Annotated in this window: 15 protein-coding genes; 5 read left to right on the top strand and 10 right to left on the bottom strand. The window is 60.8% G+C overall.

The window, feature by feature from the left end:
• Positions 1-36: 36 nt before the first annotated feature.
• From F506_RS10500 to F506_RS10525, 6 genes are all read right to left on the bottom strand, one after another.
• Positions 37-1,008, bottom strand: a complete 972-nt coding sequence (locus F506_RS10500) for a 5'/3'-nucleotidase SurE (protein ID WP_053197248.1) — start codon at positions 1,006-1,008, stop codon at positions 37-39.
• A gap of 142 nt (positions 1,009-1,150) precedes the next feature.
• On the bottom strand, positions 1,151-1,564 hold the full coding sequence (locus F506_RS10505; RefSeq protein WP_053197250.1) for a surface-adhesin E family protein: 414 nt from the start codon (positions 1,562-1,564) through the stop codon (positions 1,151-1,153).
• 298 nt (positions 1,565-1,862) lie between these two features.
• Positions 1,863-2,711, bottom strand: coding sequence for a penicillin-binding protein activator LpoB (locus tag F506_RS10510; protein WP_158443128.1), 849 nt, complete (start codon positions 2,709-2,711; stop codon positions 1,863-1,865).
• Between the two features lie 51 nt (positions 2,712-2,762).
• Positions 2,763-3,362, bottom strand: coding sequence for a penicillin-binding protein activator LpoB (gene lpoB, locus F506_RS10515; RefSeq protein WP_016833898.1), 600 nt, complete (start codon positions 3,360-3,362; stop codon positions 2,763-2,765).
• A 77-nt stretch (positions 3,363-3,439) separates the two neighbouring features.
• Entirely contained in the window at positions 3,440-3,862 is a 423-nt protein-coding gene (locus F506_RS10520; protein WP_053197254.1) for a YcfL family protein, read from the bottom strand.
• A gap of 43 nt (positions 3,863-3,905) precedes the next feature.
• Entirely contained in the window at positions 3,906-5,558 is a 1,653-nt protein-coding gene (locus F506_RS10525; protein WP_053197257.1) for a COG3014 family protein, read from the bottom strand.
• 192 nt (positions 5,559-5,750) lie between these two features.
• On the opposite strand from F506_RS10525, the gene F506_RS10530 reads away from it, so the two are divergent.
• From F506_RS10530 to F506_RS10540, 3 genes are all read left to right on the top strand, one after another.
• A complete protein-coding gene (locus F506_RS10530; protein WP_053197259.1) occupies positions 5,751-6,887 on the top strand; it encodes a helix-turn-helix transcriptional regulator in 1,137 nt (378 codons plus the stop codon).
• An 84-nt stretch (positions 6,888-6,971) separates the two neighbouring features.
• The gene (gene thrC, locus F506_RS10535; protein WP_053197260.1) at positions 6,972-8,432 is read left to right on the top strand and encodes a threonine synthase; all 1,461 of its coding nucleotides are present in this window, start codon (positions 6,972-6,974) and stop codon (positions 8,430-8,432) included.
• A gap of 10 nt (positions 8,433-8,442) precedes the next feature.
• On the top strand, positions 8,443-9,690 hold the full coding sequence (locus tag F506_RS10540; protein ID WP_235471477.1) for a serine hydrolase domain-containing protein: 1,248 nt from the start codon (positions 8,443-8,445) through the stop codon (positions 9,688-9,690).
• Between the two features lie 13 nt (positions 9,691-9,703).
• Here the strand turns inward: F506_RS10540 and F506_RS10545 are convergent, their stop codons facing one another.
• Positions 9,704-10,612: a LysR family transcriptional regulator gene (locus tag F506_RS10545; protein WP_053201470.1), complete on the bottom strand. Its 909-nt coding sequence runs from the start codon at positions 10,610-10,612 to the stop codon at positions 9,704-9,706.
• 180 nt (positions 10,613-10,792) lie between these two features.
• Here F506_RS10545 and aceB point away from each other — a divergent pair, with 180 nt between their 5' ends.
• Entirely contained in the window at positions 10,793-12,379 is a 1,587-nt protein-coding gene (gene aceB / locus F506_RS10550) for a malate synthase A (RefSeq protein WP_053197262.1), read from the top strand.
• A gap of 275 nt (positions 12,380-12,654) precedes the next feature.
• Here the strand turns inward: aceB and F506_RS10555 are convergent, their stop codons facing one another.
• The 3 genes from F506_RS10555 to ispD all read right to left on the bottom strand — a co-directional run bounded on the left by F506_RS10555 (position 12,655) and on the right by ispD (position 14,279).
• Positions 12,655-12,858, bottom strand: a complete 204-nt coding sequence (locus F506_RS10555; RefSeq protein ID WP_053197264.1) for a cold-shock protein — start codon at positions 12,856-12,858, stop codon at positions 12,655-12,657.
• Positions 12,859-13,020: 162 nt separating this feature from the next.
• Positions 13,021-13,524, bottom strand: coding sequence for a 2-C-methyl-D-erythritol 2,4-cyclodiphosphate synthase (ispF, locus tag F506_RS10560; protein WP_053197266.1), 504 nt, complete (start codon positions 13,522-13,524; stop codon positions 13,021-13,023).
• A gap of 20 nt (positions 13,525-13,544) precedes the next feature.
• Positions 13,545-14,279 (bottom strand): 2-C-methyl-D-erythritol 4-phosphate cytidylyltransferase, encoded by a 735-nt coding sequence (ispD, locus tag F506_RS10565; protein WP_053197268.1) that lies wholly within the window; start codon positions 14,277-14,279, stop codon positions 13,545-13,547.
• Between the two features lie 168 nt (positions 14,280-14,447).
• Between ispD and mfd the strand changes: the two genes are divergently transcribed.
• On the top strand, positions 14,448-17,903 hold the full coding sequence (mfd, locus tag F506_RS10570; RefSeq protein ID WP_053197270.1) for a transcription-repair coupling factor: 3,456 nt from the start codon (positions 14,448-14,450) through the stop codon (positions 17,901-17,903).
• The last annotated feature ends 23 nt before the right edge of the window (positions 17,904-17,926 follow it).

Raw genomic sequence — 17,926 nt, forward strand, 5'->3', positions numbered from 1 at the left:
TTTTTTGATTCGCGCCACGCAATGCGCGGCAAGTACTTATTGGAAAAACGCGGGCAGCCGCTGGCGTACCGAATCTTCAGCCGCCACGAATGCCTGCGGCGTTCCCTGAATAGGGGAGATCGCAATGGCGCCGGTATCGATGAGGTTTTGTTCGGAGAGCGGGGCCGTGTCGAGAATTTTTCTGCCGGCAGATAGCGCGACCTTCGCTGCATTGGTGAACTGATATCGATAAGCGCCGGATTGATTGCCGGTGATTTCTACTCCGACCGATGCCAGGCCGAGCCGGCTTTGCCGCACAGGAAGCTGCATTGCCTGTCCCGCCGAAAATGACGGGAAATTGATGTTAAGGCCGATACCGGCAGGAAGCAGCGCTTCGGAACCGCTTGCTGCTTTTCCGGTTTCTAACCGTGCCACGAATGCCGTCAGCCAGGCCGCAACTTCGCGATCTGTGGTGGTCGGTTCAGGAAAACTGCCGCCGGCGCTTTTGGGTGCAGTCTGTGCAGTACTGACTGCGATGGAAGGAATTCCCCGATTCAATGTCGCGAGTGCCGCATTGAAGGTGCCGGAGGCCTGCGTCACTGCGCCGGTATTATTGCCGTAGTTGGGACCGGAGATGACCAGATCCGGTGCCTTTTTCCATCGTTGAAGCGCAAGTATGTCGAGACCGAAAATCACCGCCGTATAGGGCGTTCCGCTGCCGGTTTCGAGTTGCAAGCCGGCGTCGTCGCGGGCACCTTCGACGCCGTTGATATCTTTATTCGGACTGACAATATGCTGAATGCTTTTGGTGCCGAGCGTCAGCGCGCCACCGCGTCCGCTTTGATCGGTTGCCGGAGCGGCAATCAGAACGCGATGTCCGGCATGCGTGAGCGCGTCGTAGACAGCGACAATGTTGCCGCGATCATAGCCGTCGTCGTTGGTAAGCAAAATATCAGCGGCATGGAGCTGCCCTGAAGAGCAAGAGAAGAAAAACAACGCGGCGTAACGCTGCCATTGGTGCAGTTTCATGATCGTCCTTTCGTGTGGGTGAGGAATCAGACGAGAGGGATCATGAGTTTTAAATGTGACAACTTCGTTGCAAATCCGGCGATGCAGGTGTCCGTGCGAAAAAAAGCGCCAATGGCGCTTTTTTTTTGTGAGCTACTCAAACTTATTTCGGAATTTCGTAGCCGCACACCACTTGCACCATGGCGTCTCCCACGGACAATGGTTTTGGTTTGACGAATGGCATGTTCTTCAACGCATCGGAATGGTCGCGCTTGTCGCCCTTGCCGTCATTTTCAGCGAAGATGATTTCACGTGTGAGTTTCAGAGACGCGTCTTTGCAATTGTACTGATGCAGATCCCGATACGATTTCAGCGTAGGAAAACTGGTGTCGTTGTTGGAACGCGCTTCCTTGAAATTCCACATCGACCAGGCTTCACGGATGCCTTTGCTTTCCTTGATGGAATCGACGTCGATCGAGAGCTCGGACGTATCGGTACCACCGACGTTCCGCCAGTTTTCAGCGTGCGCTGCACCGGCACATACCAGAGACAACATTAAAATCCATTTTTTCATCATGTATCCATTTCTATCGAGTGGCGCTGGCGAACCATGCGCCGTCGGTGCTATGCGATGTTATGCGTTGACAGGCGGTAATCATGCAGGGGCATGCATCTGCAGACGCTTCAGGGCTGTCAGGATAGCGTGCCGGGCAGTCGCTTACAACCCCGGTAACGTTTTATTTCACTTCGCCGATGAACGATAGGGCGATAGGGTGGGGCGGGGAAAGCGGCGAGAACCTGCCGCGGAAGAAAAAACGGCGCGCAATTGCGTGCGCGCCGTTTCAGAACTGTTCCCGTTGCAGCCGGGATACCGGTCATTTGAAGATGACGGTTTTCTGTTCTTGCTGCGTTTCCGACTGGCGTTCGATGCGGCGCGAGCTGCGGCTGGAGCCGGCAGGATTAAACTGCGCTTCCATCTCGGCGGCGACGGCGTCGCCCAGGGAGCGCGATACTTCCTGCATGACCTTGCTCTTGTTGAGCGAAATCACCGTGCCGGCGGCATTGGCCAGACGCACGTCGGAGCCTTCGCCCATCGCAGAGAACGCGGCCTTGATCTCATAGGTGCGGGTATTGATCAGCGAAAATTCGCCCACCAGTTCCAGCGCCAGCGAGAACGACACTGCATTGGAACCTTGCACCGGATTGCTTTCCTGGCGGAAGTCGATGTTGTTGATGGTGCCGAACAACACGTAGTCCGCGCCGGGGTAGTAACCCTTCTTGATGCGATCGATGATGTCGAACAGCTTCTCGGTGTTTTGCTGCGTCCAGGGTTTGCCCTGCACCAGCCGGTAGGAGCCCGACTTCAGCAGTTCGCCCTTGATGTCGGCGGTGAACTTGCGCAGTTCGCCGCGGCTGATCGTGGTGATGGTGCCGGAGGCGGCGATCACCGAGCTCTCGCCGCGGCTCGAGGCGCGTTCCGACATCGAGGCCGAAGACGCCAGGTTGGAGTCGCTGGCGCGCGCGTTGGCGGAATAGCTGTTGTTGTGCTTCTCGCGCGCCTCGAAGTATTGGAAATACTCCTTCACCTTCTCTTCGTACGACAAGTCGGTGACGGCGATCTTGGGCAGATTCTGCGCCTGCGCAAGCGTCGGCGCCGTCAGTGTCAACGCGAACGCCAGCGAAGCCAGCAGCGCGTTGAACATCCGGGATGGCGATGTCGGCATGGGTAAATCCTCTCTCAATTTTTGATGGACAGGCATCAGTGCATCAACGCATCAACGCTTGGATGTCTTGCGGATTTCCTTCTCGTCAGCCCATTCGATGGTGCCGGACTCGATGTTGGTCATGATCAGGCTGAACTTGTAGTACACGTCCGTGGTGTTGCTGCTGCGCTTGACGATGGACGTGATGTTGCCTTCGATGCGGAATTGCGCGCCTTCCATCTTGCCAACCTTGGCGGTGGCGGACTTCTTGTACAGGCCGGTGTTGTTCTGGCGGGTCAGTTCGTCGGTCTGGTTCTGCATGCCGACGATGTCGGTGGCGAAGCGCATGGTGCCGCCCTTGAGCAACTGCACACGGATCGAGTCGGTGATCGAGCGGGTATCGATATATTCGCTGGTCTTGTTCTTGACGTCGGCGATGGTCACCAGCGGCTTGCTCTTGTAGCCTGCCGCCGATTGGCCCAGCGAACGCGCCATCGATTCGGCGATGGTCTGCAGGTCGGTCGAACCAAATTCATTGGTCACCTGTTCGACCGCCTTGGCGTCGCCGTACTGGACATTGTTGCCGACAGTCGGCGTACCGGTCTGGGCGCAGCCGAACAGCAGGGCGGAAATCAAAGTGAGGCCGGCGTAGCGGGCGGTGGTGTGCATCATGGCAATTCCTTGTGGTAAGCGGTAATGGTGAATCAGTAAATGAGCGAAACGGAGCGGGGACGGAGACCGGTGCGGTGTCAATGTCCCATCAAAGGAGCGTCGCTGGTCGACAGCGATTTGTTGATGGTGGCGCTGAACTGGATCGTGAAGTCGCGCGCCTTGGTGGTCGGCGAGACCATCTGCAGCGTCAGCTTTTGTTCGCCGTTGACCAGCAGCGGTTTCCACGGTTCGTCGTCCCACACCTGGAAACCGGTTTCATCCATCCATTTGACGCGGTAGTAAGCCGTGTGCTGGCGGTTGTCGCGGTTGGTGAGTTCAGCCTGGACGTTGAGCAGGCCGTTTTGCTCGCGCATGCGCAAGCCGGTGAATTCCAGCGACGCCGGAGCGCCAAGCAACTCGATTTTGGAGGCGATGGTTTGGGCCTGAGCCGGCATGGCTTGCATGCCGAGCGCGAGCGCGGACGCCAGCGCCCCCGCGCGCAATGCGTGTTTGATGTTCATGTGATCGACTCCCTGTTTAATCCTGTTTTCGGCGCCCGTGTGTTCACGGTGCGGTGACACTGGCCGAGACCGGCACAATGGCTTTTTTCTTCGTGTTGCCGGCGACTGTTGCGGTTTTCTCGGCCGGTGCTGCGCTGACCGTTGCTGTTGCATCGCCGCCGGTATTCTTGCTATTGTTCGCCGCCACCTTCTTTGTGGTGGTTTTACCCTTGGCATTCCTGGCCGCAGGGATCGGTTTTTCCGGCGCTGCCAGCGCCAAAGCCGCCTGCTCGGCATTATAGGGGGTCTGCGCCAGATAAAGCGAGGGCCCCGAGGTGCGCAGCGACACCATGGCATAGGCGCCGGAGACGCCGACTTCACGCAATTGCGGGCCGGTGGCGGTCGGCAGCAGGATCTTGTGCATGCCCGGCGCCAGCTTCACGCGCGCTACCGAGAAGAAACCCGGCAGCGTGCGCCAGGTGCGTTCGTCGGCGACTTCACCCAGCATCGTGCCGGCCTTTGCCGCGATGCTCAGCAGCGAACCGAACGCACCCATCGAGCCGGCGTTGTCGTCAATGGCTTTCTGCGCCACGCCCTTGGTGATGGCGCGGATGGACGAGCGTGCAATGATGCCCGGCATTTCATCCGACAATGCGCGGCGCGCCATCTGGTCGACGCTGGTCAGCAGCGTGACTTGCACCGGCTTGTCGTCGACCGTGATGCTGGCCGGCACCACCGAATTGTCGGCGGCGCGGATCACCGGCCACGAGATCGGCGTTGCGATCAGGCTCAGGCCGCTGCGACCCGGAATCGGCAGGATGATCGGTAGCGTCATGGAACTGATCGCCGGCGCGCTGCCCGATTCGATCACGATGAGCGTATCGACCAGCTTCGGCGAACGGCTGCGTACGCGGCCGTCGAGGCCTTTCAGGCCTTCTTCCAGGGTAGCCTGGCCGGGACGCATTTCGATCGCCTTGCGATAGCCTGCGGCCGCCAGCGACGGTTCGCCCAGGCCTTCGTAGACGAAGCCCGCGAGATAGTTGGCGAATGCGGATTCGTAGGAATTCTTGAGCGCGCGCACGGCCGGGTCTTCCAGCGTTTCCACCGGATAGCCGTTGAGTTCCTTGAAGGAGGTGGTCTTCAGGCCCTTCGATTCGGCGCTGCTCTTGGCGGCGTCGAGTTCCTTGCTGCGGAAGCTGGCGATGATGGCTTCGCGCTCGTGCATCTTCTTGATTTCGGTGCGCGCCGAATCCCAGTCGCCGATGGCCAGATGGTCCAGCGCCAGGCGCAGATTGATGAAGACCTTTTCGTAGTCGCGACCGTCGTAGCGGCGCGTGGTGTCATTGAGTACGAAGGAACCGATATCGCCCATCAGCTTGGCCGGGTCGGTCTTGACCTGGTCTTCCCAGCCGCGCACCTTTTCATCGGCGGCCAGCCAGGTTTCCTTGCTGGCTTCGTAGGAACCCTTCATGCGCAGCAGTTCGCCCTTTTCCATGAAGTAGAGCAGGTCCTTGTCCTTGTCGGGGTTCTGCTGTTCCAGCGCCTGCAGCGCCAGTTCGGCGTTGCCGGACTTCATCGCGTCGACGGTCGAGGTGGCCTTGCGATCGTAGCCTTGCGTGGCGCAACCGGCCACCAGAGAAATCAGGCAGACGCTGCCGCCGATGTTTTTTCCGAGCCGCTTGATGGTTCGTGCGACGGATTTGTTTTGTTGTTCCATTTTTATCCTCCCCAGGATATGAGTTGCTGCCGAAAGATGCCGGCAGGCATTTTTTTGTTGCATTTATTCTAAAGATCACCGGCGAAAAAAGCCTCATTCGTTTGAATGAGATAGCGAAATGTTCTATGCTCGGTTGCAGGGATAGAAGTCGCGGCAAAGAACGTCAAAACAACGCGATTCAGGGGTTTGCTTATGTCAACGGGGAATGCAGGACAGCGCTTCGGCCAGCTGGTGGAGTTGATTTACGACTCGGTCCAGGATCTGAGCCGGATCGCTCCCGCCATGGAAATGATCTGCCGCGAGGTGGGCGCCATCGCCGGCCACTACGTCCACATGGACATGAAGAGCCGCGAAGTGATCGCTTCCTGCGTCAGCAACAGCGACTACCAGGCCGGCGACCTGGAGTACAAGGATTACTACAGCCAGGTCGACGACCGCCTGGGCTGGCTGGCCACAGGCGAAGTCGGCGAGTGGCGCGCCGACCATCAGCGTTTCGACGAACGCTTCGTGCGCAAGAGCGAAATCTACAACGACTTCCTGTTCAAATACGGCGGCCGCCACATGGTGGTCGGGCGCATCGGCGAGCGCACCACGCAGTCTGAGGCAATCGCCTTCCTGCGTCCGCTGGGCGCGCAGGAATACGCAGAGACCGAATACGCTTTCCTGCGCAGCCTGTCGCCGCACCTGATCCGCTCGGCCACGCTGCGTGCGCGCATGCAGACGCTGGAGCGCCAGCAGTCGGCCAGCGAATCGGTGGTCGCGCATCTTCCCTACGGCACGCTATGGATCAACGCTGCGGGACGCATCGTCTCGCTGAACCCGCAGGCGAACGTCATCCTGGCAGCCGCTGACGGCCTGTCCGTGCGCAACGACAAGCTGGTCGTGTCCGAACCGGCCGGCGCCGAAAGGCTCCAGCATGCGTTGCGCATGGCGACCACGATGGAGCCGCGCCAGGGACAATGGTTCGCCATCGCGCGTCGCAAGCAGTCGACGCCGCTGCTGGTGTCGGTGATCCCGGCGACGATCCCTGCCGCACTCGATCCCCTGTGCGGTGGGCCGTTTGCCTTGCTGATCCTGCAGGACATGACGTGCCAGCGCGTTTCCCGGTCGGCGCAACTGCAGGCCATCTATCGCCTGACGCCTGCCGAAACGCGTCTGGCGGAAGCGCTGCTCGAAAATGAAACCATCGAATCCTATGCGCTGAAGAACGATATCAGCCGCAACACCGTGCGCACCCATCTGGCCAGCTTGTTCGCCAAGACCGGCGCCAAGCGGCAGGCGGAGTTGATCCGCACCTTGCTGGCGTCGCAGCCGCATGTGATGCTGTAGCAAGGCAAAAACACGGATTGCGCGCGCGAGCCAGCTATAATGGCGGTCTCCGTGCAACCTGCAAGACCACTCCTACTTTACGCCATGCAATACGTCTCCACTCGCGGCCACTCTGCCTCACCTTCCTTTTCCGAAATCCTGCTGGGCGGCCTGGCGCCGGACGGCGGCCTGTACCTGCCGGCGAATTATCCGCAGGTCACCGGCGCCGAGCTGGATCAATGGCGCACGCTGTCCTATGCGGACCTGGCCTATCATGTGCTGAAGAAATTTGCCGGCGACATTCCCGACGCCGACCTCAAGGCGCTGGCGGACAAGACGTATACCGCCGACGTGTATCGCAACACGCGCACCGGTGAAGACGCCGCGCAAATCACGCCGCTGCGCACGCTGGAAGAGAAGGACGGCAAGAAGTTGGTGCTGCAGGGCCTGTCGAACGGCCCGACGCTGGCGTTCAAGGACATGGCCATGCAGTTGCTGGGTAACCTGTTCGAATATGCGCTGGCCAGGAAAGGCGCCGAGCTCAACATCGTCGGCGCCACCTCGGGCGATACCGGCAGCGCTGCCGAATACGCCATGCGCGGCAAGCAGGGCATCCGCGTTTTCATGCTGTCGCCGCACAAGAAGATGAGCGCGTTCCAGACCGCACAAATGTTCAGCCTTCAGGATCCGAACATCTTCAACCTCGCGGTGGAAGGCGTGTTCGACGACTGCCAGGACATCGTCAAGGCAATCTCCAACGACCTCGACTACAAGGCGGCGCAAAAAATCGGCACCGTCAATTCGATCAATTGGGCGCGTGTCGTGGCACAGGTGGTGTATTACTTCCGCGGCTACCTGGCAGCGACGACCAGCAATGTGCAGAAGGTGTCGTTCACGGTTCCGTCGGGCAACTTTGGCAACATCTGCGCCGGCCACATTGCACGCATGATGGGCCTGCCGATCGACAAGCTGGTGGTCGCCACCAACGAGAACGACGTACTCGACGAATTCTTCCGCACCGGCGTGTATCGCGTGCGCAAGTCGGCCGAGACTTACCACACCAGCAGCCCGAGCATGGACATCAGCAAGGCGTCCAACTTCGAGCGCTTCATCTACGATTTGCTCGGTCGCGACAGTACACGCGTCAAGGCGCTGTTCCACAAGGTCGAGACCGCAGGGGGCTTCGACCTGTCCGGCAAGCCCGGCAGCGACGGCGATGAATTCGCCAGCGTCATCCGCTACGGTTTCGCCTCGGGCAAGTCGACGCACGCCGACCGTCTGGAAATCATCCGTTTCGCTGAAAAGAGCTACGGCATCACGGTCGACACGCATACCGCCGACGGCATCAAGGTGGCGCGTGAGAACCTCGCTGAAGGGGTCACCATGATCGTGCTGGAAACCGCCTTGCCGGCCAAGTTCAACGAGACCATCCGCGAAGCGCTGGGTCGGGATGCGGACCGTCCGTCCGGCTTCGAAAACATCGAAGCGCTGCCACAGCGTTTCGAGGTCATGTCTGCCGATGCCGCCAAGGTCAAAGCCTTTGTGGCGAAGCATACCGGTCTGTAACCAACTGCCCGTGAACAAGGCCGCGACCACCGGATTGCTGGTTGCGTCGCTGCTGGCGACCGGCATTGCCGCAGCCGCTCCGGATGAGGATGCGCTGGGAAAATCCGCAGGTTATCCGGTCGCCGGCAATCTTCTCCAAGTCTATCAGCAGCGTTATCTGGTCGGCTCCTTCAGCGCGATGGACAGCTTCAATCCCTCCTGCGTCCTCGCGCCTTCGCCCGATCCCGTAGCGTTGGAAAAGAACGCCGTCGACACCACCTTCACCTATCGCTTTCGCGGCGACACCTTCACGCTCGACGACTACATGATGCGCCAGCGCGCCACGGCCGTGGTGGTGGTCAAGGATGGCCGCATCGTGGCCGAACGCTACAACTACGCGCGCACGCCCGACATGCGCATGCTGTCCAATTCCATGGCCAAGACCATCGTCGCGCTGGGTGTCATGAAGGCGCTGGAGGAGGGCAAAATTCGCTCCCTCGACGACCCCGCGAAAACCTATCTGCCCGCACTGGCCGGCTCTCTCTACGGCGAGACGCGTATCGTCAATCTGCTGCGCATGGCTTCCGGCGCCAGATATGTCGAAGACTATTCGGCGCACGATGACCGCGCCCGCTTCAACGGCATCATGCGCAAGGCAGGCATGCTTGAAGCCGTACGCAGCGTCACCGAGCGCAGCGATCCGGAAGGCGAGCGTTTCAACTATGCCGGTGCCCAGACCAGCGTGCTGGCGCTGGTCTTGCGCGCTGCCACGGGACGCAGCCTGTGCGACTACATCGGCGAGAAAATCTGGCAGCCTGTCGGCGCCGGGTCCAGGGCCACATGGATGCTCAATCCTGCCGACGGCATCGAAGTGGCGCAAGGCGGCTTCAACGCCACGGTGTACGACTATGCCCGCCTCGGGATGATGATGGCCGCCGACGGCGAAGTGCGCGGCAACGCCGTCGTGCAGCGCGAACACCTGCTTGACATGACCGATCCGGCGCGCCAGCCTGCGGCGTTCCGGCCGGGGAGCATGTCGTATCACGGCAGCAAATATTCAGGCTACGGTTTGCAGACCTGGATCCTGCCGGGCAGCCGGCGTCGCTTTGCGCTGCTGGGCGTGTATGGCCAGGCGATCTTCGTCGATCCCGCACTCAGGCTGGTGGTGGTGCATACGGCGGTAGGCAAGGACGCATCCGGCGATGCCAGCGGCGCCCATCTCGGCGCAGAGCGCGACGCCTTGTTGCGCGGGATCGTGGCGACTTACGGCAAGTGGTGACGGCCGAATCCGTTCAGGCCGGATGCCGCCAGTAATCCGGCTGGGCATAGGTATGCCGCAAAAAATCCACGAACGCGCGTATCCGCAGCGGCAAATGGCGGCGCTGGGCAAAGACGGCATAAATCGCCGGCGCCGGTGCGTCGAACTTGTCCAGCACCGTCACCAGTTCGCCTGACTCGAGCGCGGCGCCGACTTCCCACATGGAGCGCCAGGCCAGGCCCTTGCCGCTGAGCGCCCAGTTGTGCAGCACCTCGCCGTCGTTGCAGACCATATTCCCGCCGACCTTGTAGACGCTGACCTTGCCGTGCTGCCTGAGCGTCCAGCCGCGTTGGCTGCCTTCGCTGCTGATGGCCAGGCAGTTGTGGCGCGCCAGGTCGTCAGGCGTCTCGGGAATGCCATGGCGGCGCAGATAGGAGGGCGCCGCGACCACTACGCGGTGGTTCTCGGCCAGTTTGACGCTGATCAGGTTGGAATCGGTCAGCGCAGCGATGCGGATGGCGACGTCGACGCCTTCGCCGATCAGGTCGACGATGCGATCGTTGAGGTTGAGCGTGAGCGTGACGTCGCGGTGTTCGGTCAGGAAGGAGGGCACCAGCGGCGCTACGTGCTGGCGGCCGAAGCCGGCCGGGGCCGAGATCAGCAGGTTGCCGCTGGCGCGCGCGCTGCGCTCCGAGACCGAGGATTCGGCGTCTTCGAGGTCGGTCAGGATGCGCTGGCAGTCCTCCAGGAAGGCTGCGCCTTCGTTGGTCAGCACGATCTTGCGCGTGGTCCGCTGCAGCAGCTTGACGCCCAAGCGTTCCTCCAGCGCATCCAGCCGGCGGCCGATCATGGCGGGAGCGATGCCCTCGGCGCGGGCGGCGGCCGACAGGCTGCCTTTGGCGGCGACATCGACGAAGGTGGAGATTTGCTTGAACTGGTCCATGGCGGTACTCTCGAAGGCTGGAAGCGGCGCAGCCATTATCTCGTCACTTGTGACTAAAACGCAAAGATAAAGTGATAAAACGTTTCACTCATGTGGATTTAGTTTAAATATACTAAGTACACAAAAATATAATCCGACAAGACATTGTCATCCGATTTTTTATCTACTTAGGAGCACAGCATGACGCAATTGACACTGCCGGCCGGGATGCAGATTTCTGGTGAAATCAAGCCCGGTTATGAACAGATCCTGACGCCTGACGCGCTCGCGCTGGTAGCCAAATTGAGCCGCGCCTTCGAGTCGCGCCGCCAGGAATTGCTGGCCGCGCGCGTGGAACGCGTCAAGCGCCTCGACGCCGGCGAGCGTCCCGACTTCCTGCCGGAGACTGCGAACATCCGCAGCGGCGACTGGAAGATTGCACCGATTCCTGAAGCACTGAAATGCCGCCGCGTCGAAATCACCGGCCCGGTGGAGCGCAAGATGGTCATCAACGCCTTCAACTCGGGCGCCGACAGCTACATGACCGACTTCGAAGATTCGAATTCGCCGGTCTGGGACAATCAGATCAGCGGCCAGATCAACCTGTTCGACGCCATCCGCCGTACCATTTCGCTGGAATCGAACGGCAAGAGCTACAAGCTCAACGAGAAGATCGCCACGCTGGTGGTGCGCCCGCGCGGCTGGCATCTGGACGAGAAGCACGTCACCATCGACGGCAAGCGCATCTCCGGCGGCATCTTCGACTTCGCGCTGTTCCTGTTCCATAACGCCAAGGAGCAACTGGCGCGCGGCGCCGGTCCTTACTTCTATCTGCCGAAGATGGAGTCGCACCTGGAAGCACGCCTGTGGAACGACATCTTCGTGATGGCGCAAAACGAAATCGGCCTGCCGCAAGGCACCATCAAGGCCACCGTGCTGATCGAAACGATCACCGCCGCTTTTGAAATGGAAGAAATCCTGTACGAACTGCGCGAACACAGCTCCGGTCTGAATGCCGGCCGCTGGGATTACATCTTCTCCTGCATCAAGAAATTCAAGAACGACAAGGACTTCTGCCTGGCCGACCGCGCCAAGGTCACGATGACCGCGCCGTTCATGCGTTCGTATGCATTGCTGCTGCTGAAGACCTGTCACAAGCGCGGCGCGCCGGCCATCGGCGGCATGAGCGCACTGATCCCGATCAAGAACGATCCGGAAAAGAACGCCATCGCCATGCAGGGCATCATCAACGACAAGCGTCGCGATGCGACCGACGGCTACGATGGCGGCTGGGTTGCTCACCCGGGCCTGGTCGAGCCTTCGATGAAGGAGTTCGTGGCGGTGCTGGGCGACAAGCCGAACCAGTTCGAGAAGCAACGTCCGGACGTCGACGTCAAGGCAGCGGACCTGCTCAACTTCCAGCCGGAAACGCCAATCACCGAAGCCGGCCTGCGTTACAACATCAACGTCGGCATCCACTACCTGGGCGCCTGGCTGGCCGGCAATGGCTGTGTGCCGATCCACAACCTGATGGAAGATGCCGCCACCGCGGAAATCAGCCGTGCGCAAGTCTGGCAATGGATCCGCAGCAGCAAGGGCAATCTGGAAGATGGCCGCAAGGTCACCGCCGACATGGTGCGCGCGATGATTCCGGAAGAACTGGCCAAGGTCAAGGAAGTGGCCGGCAACGGTCCGACCTACGACCGCGCTGCGAAGATCTTCGAAGACATGTCGACGTCGGAGACGTTTGCCGAATTCCTGACATTGCCGCTGTACGAAGAAATCTGATCGAAGAAATCTGATCGAAGAAATCTGATCGAAGAAATCTGAGGCGCCGGCGAGGCGGCGATCTGCACTGAGATCGTCGTTTCGCAGTAGCCGCTGCATACGTAAAAACGCCCGGTCATTGCCGGGCGTTTTTTATTGGGACAGGGCGCAAGGCATGGCTTTGGGAGGGCCAATGTCGAGCCTTCATCAACCCTGCAGACGAAAAAAATCCCCGACATGTCGGGGATTTTTCATCATCGAAGCGAACCGACGAATCGATTCGCTTATCTGCGCAATTATTGCGGGACGATGTTCGAAGCTTGCTTGCCCTTAGGACCAGTAGTCACTTCGAAAGAAACGCGTTGGTTTTCTTTCAGGGACTTGAAGCCGTTCGATTGGATAGCCGAGAAGTGCGCGAACAGATCTTCGCCGCCTTCGTCAGGAGTGATGAAGCCGAAGCCCTTCGAGTCATTGAACCACTTTACGATACCAGTTGCCATGTTAATTCCTAAATAAGTTAGTGTGGGCTTTGCCCGTTATTATCGTTTAAACCTAGAGAGGAATGACAGACTGATACCGCACTACCAACTCGAATCTTAACGACCCTTTAATTATACCGATTAAATCGCCAATGCAAGCGTTTTTCACTCTATGAGAATGATTTAATTTGCAGTCGGTTTGTATACCAAAACCACCGCCTCGGCGGCAATGCCTTCTTCTCGCCCCAGGTAGCCCAGTTTCTCGTTGGTCTTGGCCTTGATATTTACTTGCTCAGGAGTAATGCCAAGGTCGGCCGCCACATGCGCCACCATGGCCGGAATATGCGGCGCCATCTTGGGCGCCTGCGCGATGATGGTGGCGTCGACGTTGCCAATCGCATAACCGGAGGCGGCCAGGCGCTTGACCGCTTCGCGCAGCAGCACGCGTGAGTCGGCGCCCTTGAACTGCAGATCGGTGTCGGGGAAATGTCGCCCGATGTCGCCCAGTCCGGCCGAACCGAAAATCGCATCGGTGATGGCGTGCAGCAACACATCCGCGTCAGAATGTCCGAGCAGGCCGGTCTTGTGCGGAATGTCGACGCCGCCGATGATCAGCTTGCGGCCGGTCACCAGCGCGTGGCAATCGTAGCCCTGGCCGATGCGGAATGGAGGAGGGTGAAACGCCATGCTATATATCCTTTATATCCTTACGTCTTCAGGAAGAGTTCGGCCAGCGCGACATCGTGCGCCAGCGTCACCTTGAAATTGCGCGGGCTGCCTTCAACCAGCTTCGGCTGCAGTCCCAGCATCTCGACGGCGCTGGCATCGTCGGTAATGTCGCCGACGCGGTTTTGCGCATGCGCCTGTTCCAGCGCCCGCTTCAGCAAACCGTAGCGGAACATCTGCGGCGTCTGCGCCGCCCACAGCGCATCGCGCGGGACGGTCGCCTCCGCGCGTTGCGCCGGCGCGCCGCCGCTGCGCTTGAGCGTGTCCACCACCGGCAGCGCCAGCAGGCCGCCGACTTCATCGTCATGCAACGCGGCGATGAGGCGATCCAGCAGCTGCGCAGTCAGTCCCGGGCGCGCCGCATCATGCACCAGTACCCAGTCGTCGCCCCCGAGCTGCGCGCCGATCGCCTGCAAGCCATTGAGCACGCTGTCCTGGCGCGTGGCGCCGCCGTTGCGCAGCACCGTCAGCTTGCCCGCCAGCTGCGGCTGCGTCGCCAGGAAATCATCGATGTAGCCGTCGCCGGCGCTGACCACGAGGAAAGTGTGAGCGATGGCGGTGCTGGCGGCGAAGGTGTCGAGCGCATATTGCAGCATCGGCTTGCCGGCCAGCGGCAGGTATTGCTTGGGGATGGCGCCGCCCACGCGCGCGCCGACGCCGGCTGCGGGAATCAGTGCAAAATGTCGGGCCTGAGGTGACGATGCGGAAGCGGTCATACCGGGGCGCCATGACGGCAAGAGCGCAGGAAATGCCTGCGTGCGGCGCCTTGGGGCGCAGCCTTGCCAGCAGAGGGCTTCGTTTATAATGTGAGGCTGAATTCTAAAGCCAAATTTGGCTTCTTTCGCAGTATTTTGCGCGCTCCCGAGCGCCTCCCGATCCAGCCAATGTCTTTTGACCTGAAAAAATCCCTTCCCAAGCCTGGTGCGCGCTTCGTTCCTCCGGCGCCGCATGGCTCCGCCGACGCCTATTTGCTGGCGCAAGCCGCGATTGCCCTGAAAGCCGACAAGCGCATGCTGACCGTGGTCGTGGCCAACGCCACCGACGCCCAGCGCCTGCTGGCGGAAATCCCGTGGTTCCAGCGCCGGGTCGAAGGCGGCGAAGGTGAAAGTGCGCTGCGCTGCCACCTGCTGCCCGATTGGGAAACGCTGCCTTACGACGCCTTCTCGCCGCACCAGGATCTTGTCTCGGAACGCCTGGCCACCTTGTATGAAGTGCAGAACGGCCAGTGCGACGTGCTGATCGTGCCGGCGACCACCGCCTTGCTGCGCATGGCCCCGCCGGGTTTCCTCGCGGCTTACACTTTCTTCTTCAAGCAGGGCGAGAAACTCGATGAGGCGCGCCTGAAGTCGCAGCTGACGCTGGCCGGCTACACCCACGTCACGCAAGTCATGTCGCCCGGCGAGTATTCAGTGCGCGGCGGCCTGATCGACATTTTCCCGATGGGCTCGGCGCTGCCGTATCGCCTTGACCTGTTCGGCGACACCATCGAAACCATCCGCACCTTCGACGCCGATACCCAGCGCTCGCTTTATCCGGTGCGCGAAGTGCGGTTGCTGCCGGGCCGGGAATTCCCGATGGATGAAGCTTCGCGCACCTCCTTCCGCAGCCGCTGGCGCGAAGTGTTCGAAGGCGATCCCTCACGGTCGGCGATCTACAAGGACATCGGCAACGGCATCGCCTCGGCCGGCATCGAATATTACTTGCCGCTGTTTTTTGAAGAGACTGCCACGCTGTTCCGCTACCTGCCGGAGGACGGCATGTTCGCCACGGTCGGCGATATCGACCAGGCCATCAAGCGCTTCTGGAGCGACACGCGGTCGCGCCACAATTTCCTCAAGGCCGACCGCGAACGTCCCGTGCTGGCGCCGGAACAGGTGTTCCTCACCGACGAAGATTTCTTCACGCTGGTCAAGCCCTACGGCCGCTGGGTATTGCAAACCGACGACGCGCCATCCGCCTTGTCGGCAGCGATTCCCAATGTCGCCGTGAACCGCCGTATCGACGATCCGCTGACCAACCTGCGCGGCTACCTGCTCAAGACCGGCAAGCGCGTCATGCTGTGCGCCGAGTCCAACGGCCGCCGCGAGACATTGCAGCAATACTTTGCCGAATACGACCTGCATCCCGCGCTGTGCGACGGCTACGACAGCTTCCTCGGTAACACCGAACCGCTGATGCTGGGCGTTGCGCCGCTGCATGCCGGCTTCGAGCTGGAGCAGGAGCAGGTCGCCTTCATTACCGAGACCGAGCTGTACGCCGGTTCCGGGCGCCGCGTCGGCCGCAAGAAACAGGAAAACGTCACCCAAGTCGAGCACATGGTGCGCGATCTGTCCGAGCTCAAGATCGGCGATCCGGTGGTGCATGCCAACCATGGCATCGGCCGTTACATGGGTTTGCTCAGCATGGATCTGGGCGAGGGCGAGACAGAATTCCTGCATCTGGAATACGCGAAGGAAACCAAGCTCTACGTGCCGGTCTCACAACTGCATGTGATCGCGCGCTATTCGGGCGCCTCTCCGGAAGATGCACCGCTGCATTCGCTCGGTTCCGGCCAGTGGGAAAAAGCCAAGCGCAAGGCCGCGCAGCAAATCCGCGATACCGCCGCCGAACTGCTCAATCTGTATGCGCGCCGGGCGCTGCGCCAAGGCCACGCCTTCCAGTACTCCGCCCGCGACTACGAGACCTTCGCCGAGAGTTTCGGCTTTGAAGAAACGCCCGACCAGGCCGCCGCCATCAATGCCGTCATCGGCGACATGACCAGCGGCAAGCCGATGGATCGACTGATCTGCGGCGACGTCGGTTTCGGCAAGACCGAAGTGGCCCTGCGCGCCGCCTTCGTCGCCGTCATGGGCGGCAAGCAGGTCGCCATCCTGGCGCCGACCACTTTGCTCGCCGAGCAGCATGCGCAGACCTTCGCTGACCGCTTCGCCAACTGGCCGGTGCGCATCGCCGAGCTGTCGCGTTTCCGCACCGGCAAGGAAGTCACGCAAGCCATCAAGGGTATGGCGGACGGTACGCTCGACATCATCATCGGCACCCACAAATTGCTGTCCGACGACGTCAAGTTCTCGCGCCTGGGGCTGGTCATCATCGACGAAGAACATCGCTTCGGCGTGCGCCAGAAGGAAGCGCTCAAGTCGCTGCGTGCCGAGGTCGACGTGCTCACGCTGACCGCCACGCCGATCCCGCGCACGCTGGGCATGGCGCTGGAAGGCTTGCGCGATTTCTCGATCATCGCCACCGCGCCGCAAAAGCGCCTGGCGATCAAGACCTTTGTGCGCGCCGAAGGCGAGTCCACCATCCGCGAAGCCTGTCTGCGCGAGCTCAAGCGCGGCGGCCAGGTCTACTTCCTGCACAATGAAGTCGATACCATCGAGAACCGCAAGGCCATGCTCGAAGCGCTGTTACCGGAAGCGCGCGTGGTCATCGCACACGGCCAGATGCATGAGCGCGACCTGGAAAAGGTCATGCGCGATTTCGTCGCGCAGCGTTCCAACATCCTGCTGTGCACGACCATCATCGAGACCGGTATCGACGTGCCGACTGCCAACACCATCATCATGCATCGCGCCGACAAGTTCGGCCTGGCGCAGTTGCATCAGTTGCGCGGCCGCGTCGGCCGTTCGCATCACCAGGCCTACGCCTATTTGCTGGTCAATGACGTCAAGGGCCTGACCAAACAGGCGCAGCGCCGCCTGGAGGCGATCCAGCAGATGGAGGAACTCGGCAGCGGCTTCTACCTTGCCATGCACGACCTCGAAATCCGCGGCGCCGGCGAAGTGCTCGGCGACAGCCAGTCCGGCGAGATGCACGAGATCGGTTTTCAGATGTATTCCGACATGCTCAGCGAAGCGGTACGCGCGCTCAAGGACGGCCGCGAGCCGGACCTGGCGGCGCCGCTGGCCAGCACCACGGAGATCAATCTGCACGTGCCGGCTTTGCTGCCCAACGACTATTGCGGCGACGTGCACGAACGCTTGTCGCTGTACAAGCGCTTCGCCAACTGCACCTCGCAAGACACCATCGATGCCTTGCAGGAGGAGTTGATCGACCGCTTCGGCAAGTTGCCGGAAGTCGCCAAGGCGCTGGTCGAAACGCATCGCCTGCGCATTGCCGCCAAGCCGCTCGGCATCATCAAGATCGACGCGCACGCCGAATCGGCGTTGCTGCAATTCGTGCCGAATCCACCGGTCGACGCCATGCGCATCATTGAACTGATCCAGAAGAATCGCCACATCAAACTGAACGGCCAGGACAAGTTGCGCATCACCGCCAACATGCCCGACCTCAACGCGCGCGTGATGCAAATCAAGGCGACCATGCGCTCGCTGGTCGGCTGACCCATTTTTAAAATACGAAGAAG

This window comes from Herbaspirillum hiltneri N3 (genome assembly GCF_001267925.1).
Taxonomy (GTDB): Bacteria; Pseudomonadota; Gammaproteobacteria; order Burkholderiales; family Burkholderiaceae_D; genus Herbaspirillum; species Herbaspirillum hiltneri.

Excerpts from the sequence above, each read along its gene's own strand:
- F506_RS10500 (WP_053197248.1), bottom strand. The coding sequence starts at position 1,008 with ATGAAACTGCACCAATGGCAGCGTTACGCCGCGTTGTTTTTCTTCTCT.
- F506_RS10505 (WP_053197250.1), bottom strand. The coding sequence starts at position 1,564 with ATGATGAAAAAATGGATTTTAATGTTGTCTCTGGTATGTGCCGGTGCA.
- F506_RS10510 (WP_158443128.1), bottom strand. The coding sequence starts at position 2,711 with ATGCCGACATCGCCATCCCGGATGTTCAACGCGCTGCTGGCTTCGCTG.
- lpoB (WP_016833898.1), bottom strand. The coding sequence starts at position 3,362 with ATGATGCACACCACCGCCCGCTACGCCGGCCTCACTTTGATTTCCGCC.
- F506_RS10520 (WP_053197254.1), bottom strand. The coding sequence starts at position 3,862 with ATGAACATCAAACACGCATTGCGCGCGGGGGCGCTGGCGTCCGCGCTC.
- F506_RS10525 (WP_053197257.1), bottom strand. The coding sequence starts at position 5,558 with ATGGAACAACAAAACAAATCCGTCGCACGAACCATCAAGCGGCTCGGA.
- F506_RS10530 (WP_053197259.1), top strand. The coding sequence starts at position 5,751 with ATGTCAACGGGGAATGCAGGACAGCGCTTCGGCCAGCTGGTGGAGTTG.
- thrC (WP_053197260.1), top strand. The coding sequence starts at position 6,972 with ATGCAATACGTCTCCACTCGCGGCCACTCTGCCTCACCTTCCTTTTCC.
- F506_RS10545 (WP_053201470.1), bottom strand. The coding sequence starts at position 10,612 with ATGGACCAGTTCAAGCAAATCTCCACCTTCGTCGATGTCGCCGCCAAA.
- aceB (WP_053197262.1), top strand. The coding sequence starts at position 10,793 with ATGACGCAATTGACACTGCCGGCCGGGATGCAGATTTCTGGTGAAATC.
- F506_RS10555 (WP_053197264.1), bottom strand. The coding sequence starts at position 12,858 with ATGGCAACTGGTATCGTAAAGTGGTTCAATGACTCGAAGGGCTTCGGC.
- ispF (WP_053197266.1), bottom strand. The coding sequence starts at position 13,524 with ATGGCGTTTCACCCTCCTCCATTCCGCATCGGCCAGGGCTACGATTGC.
- ispD (WP_053197268.1), bottom strand. The coding sequence starts at position 14,279 with ATGACCGCTTCCGCATCGTCACCTCAGGCCCGACATTTTGCACTGATT.
- mfd (WP_053197270.1), top strand. The coding sequence starts at position 14,448 with ATGTCTTTTGACCTGAAAAAATCCCTTCCCAAGCCTGGTGCGCGCTTC.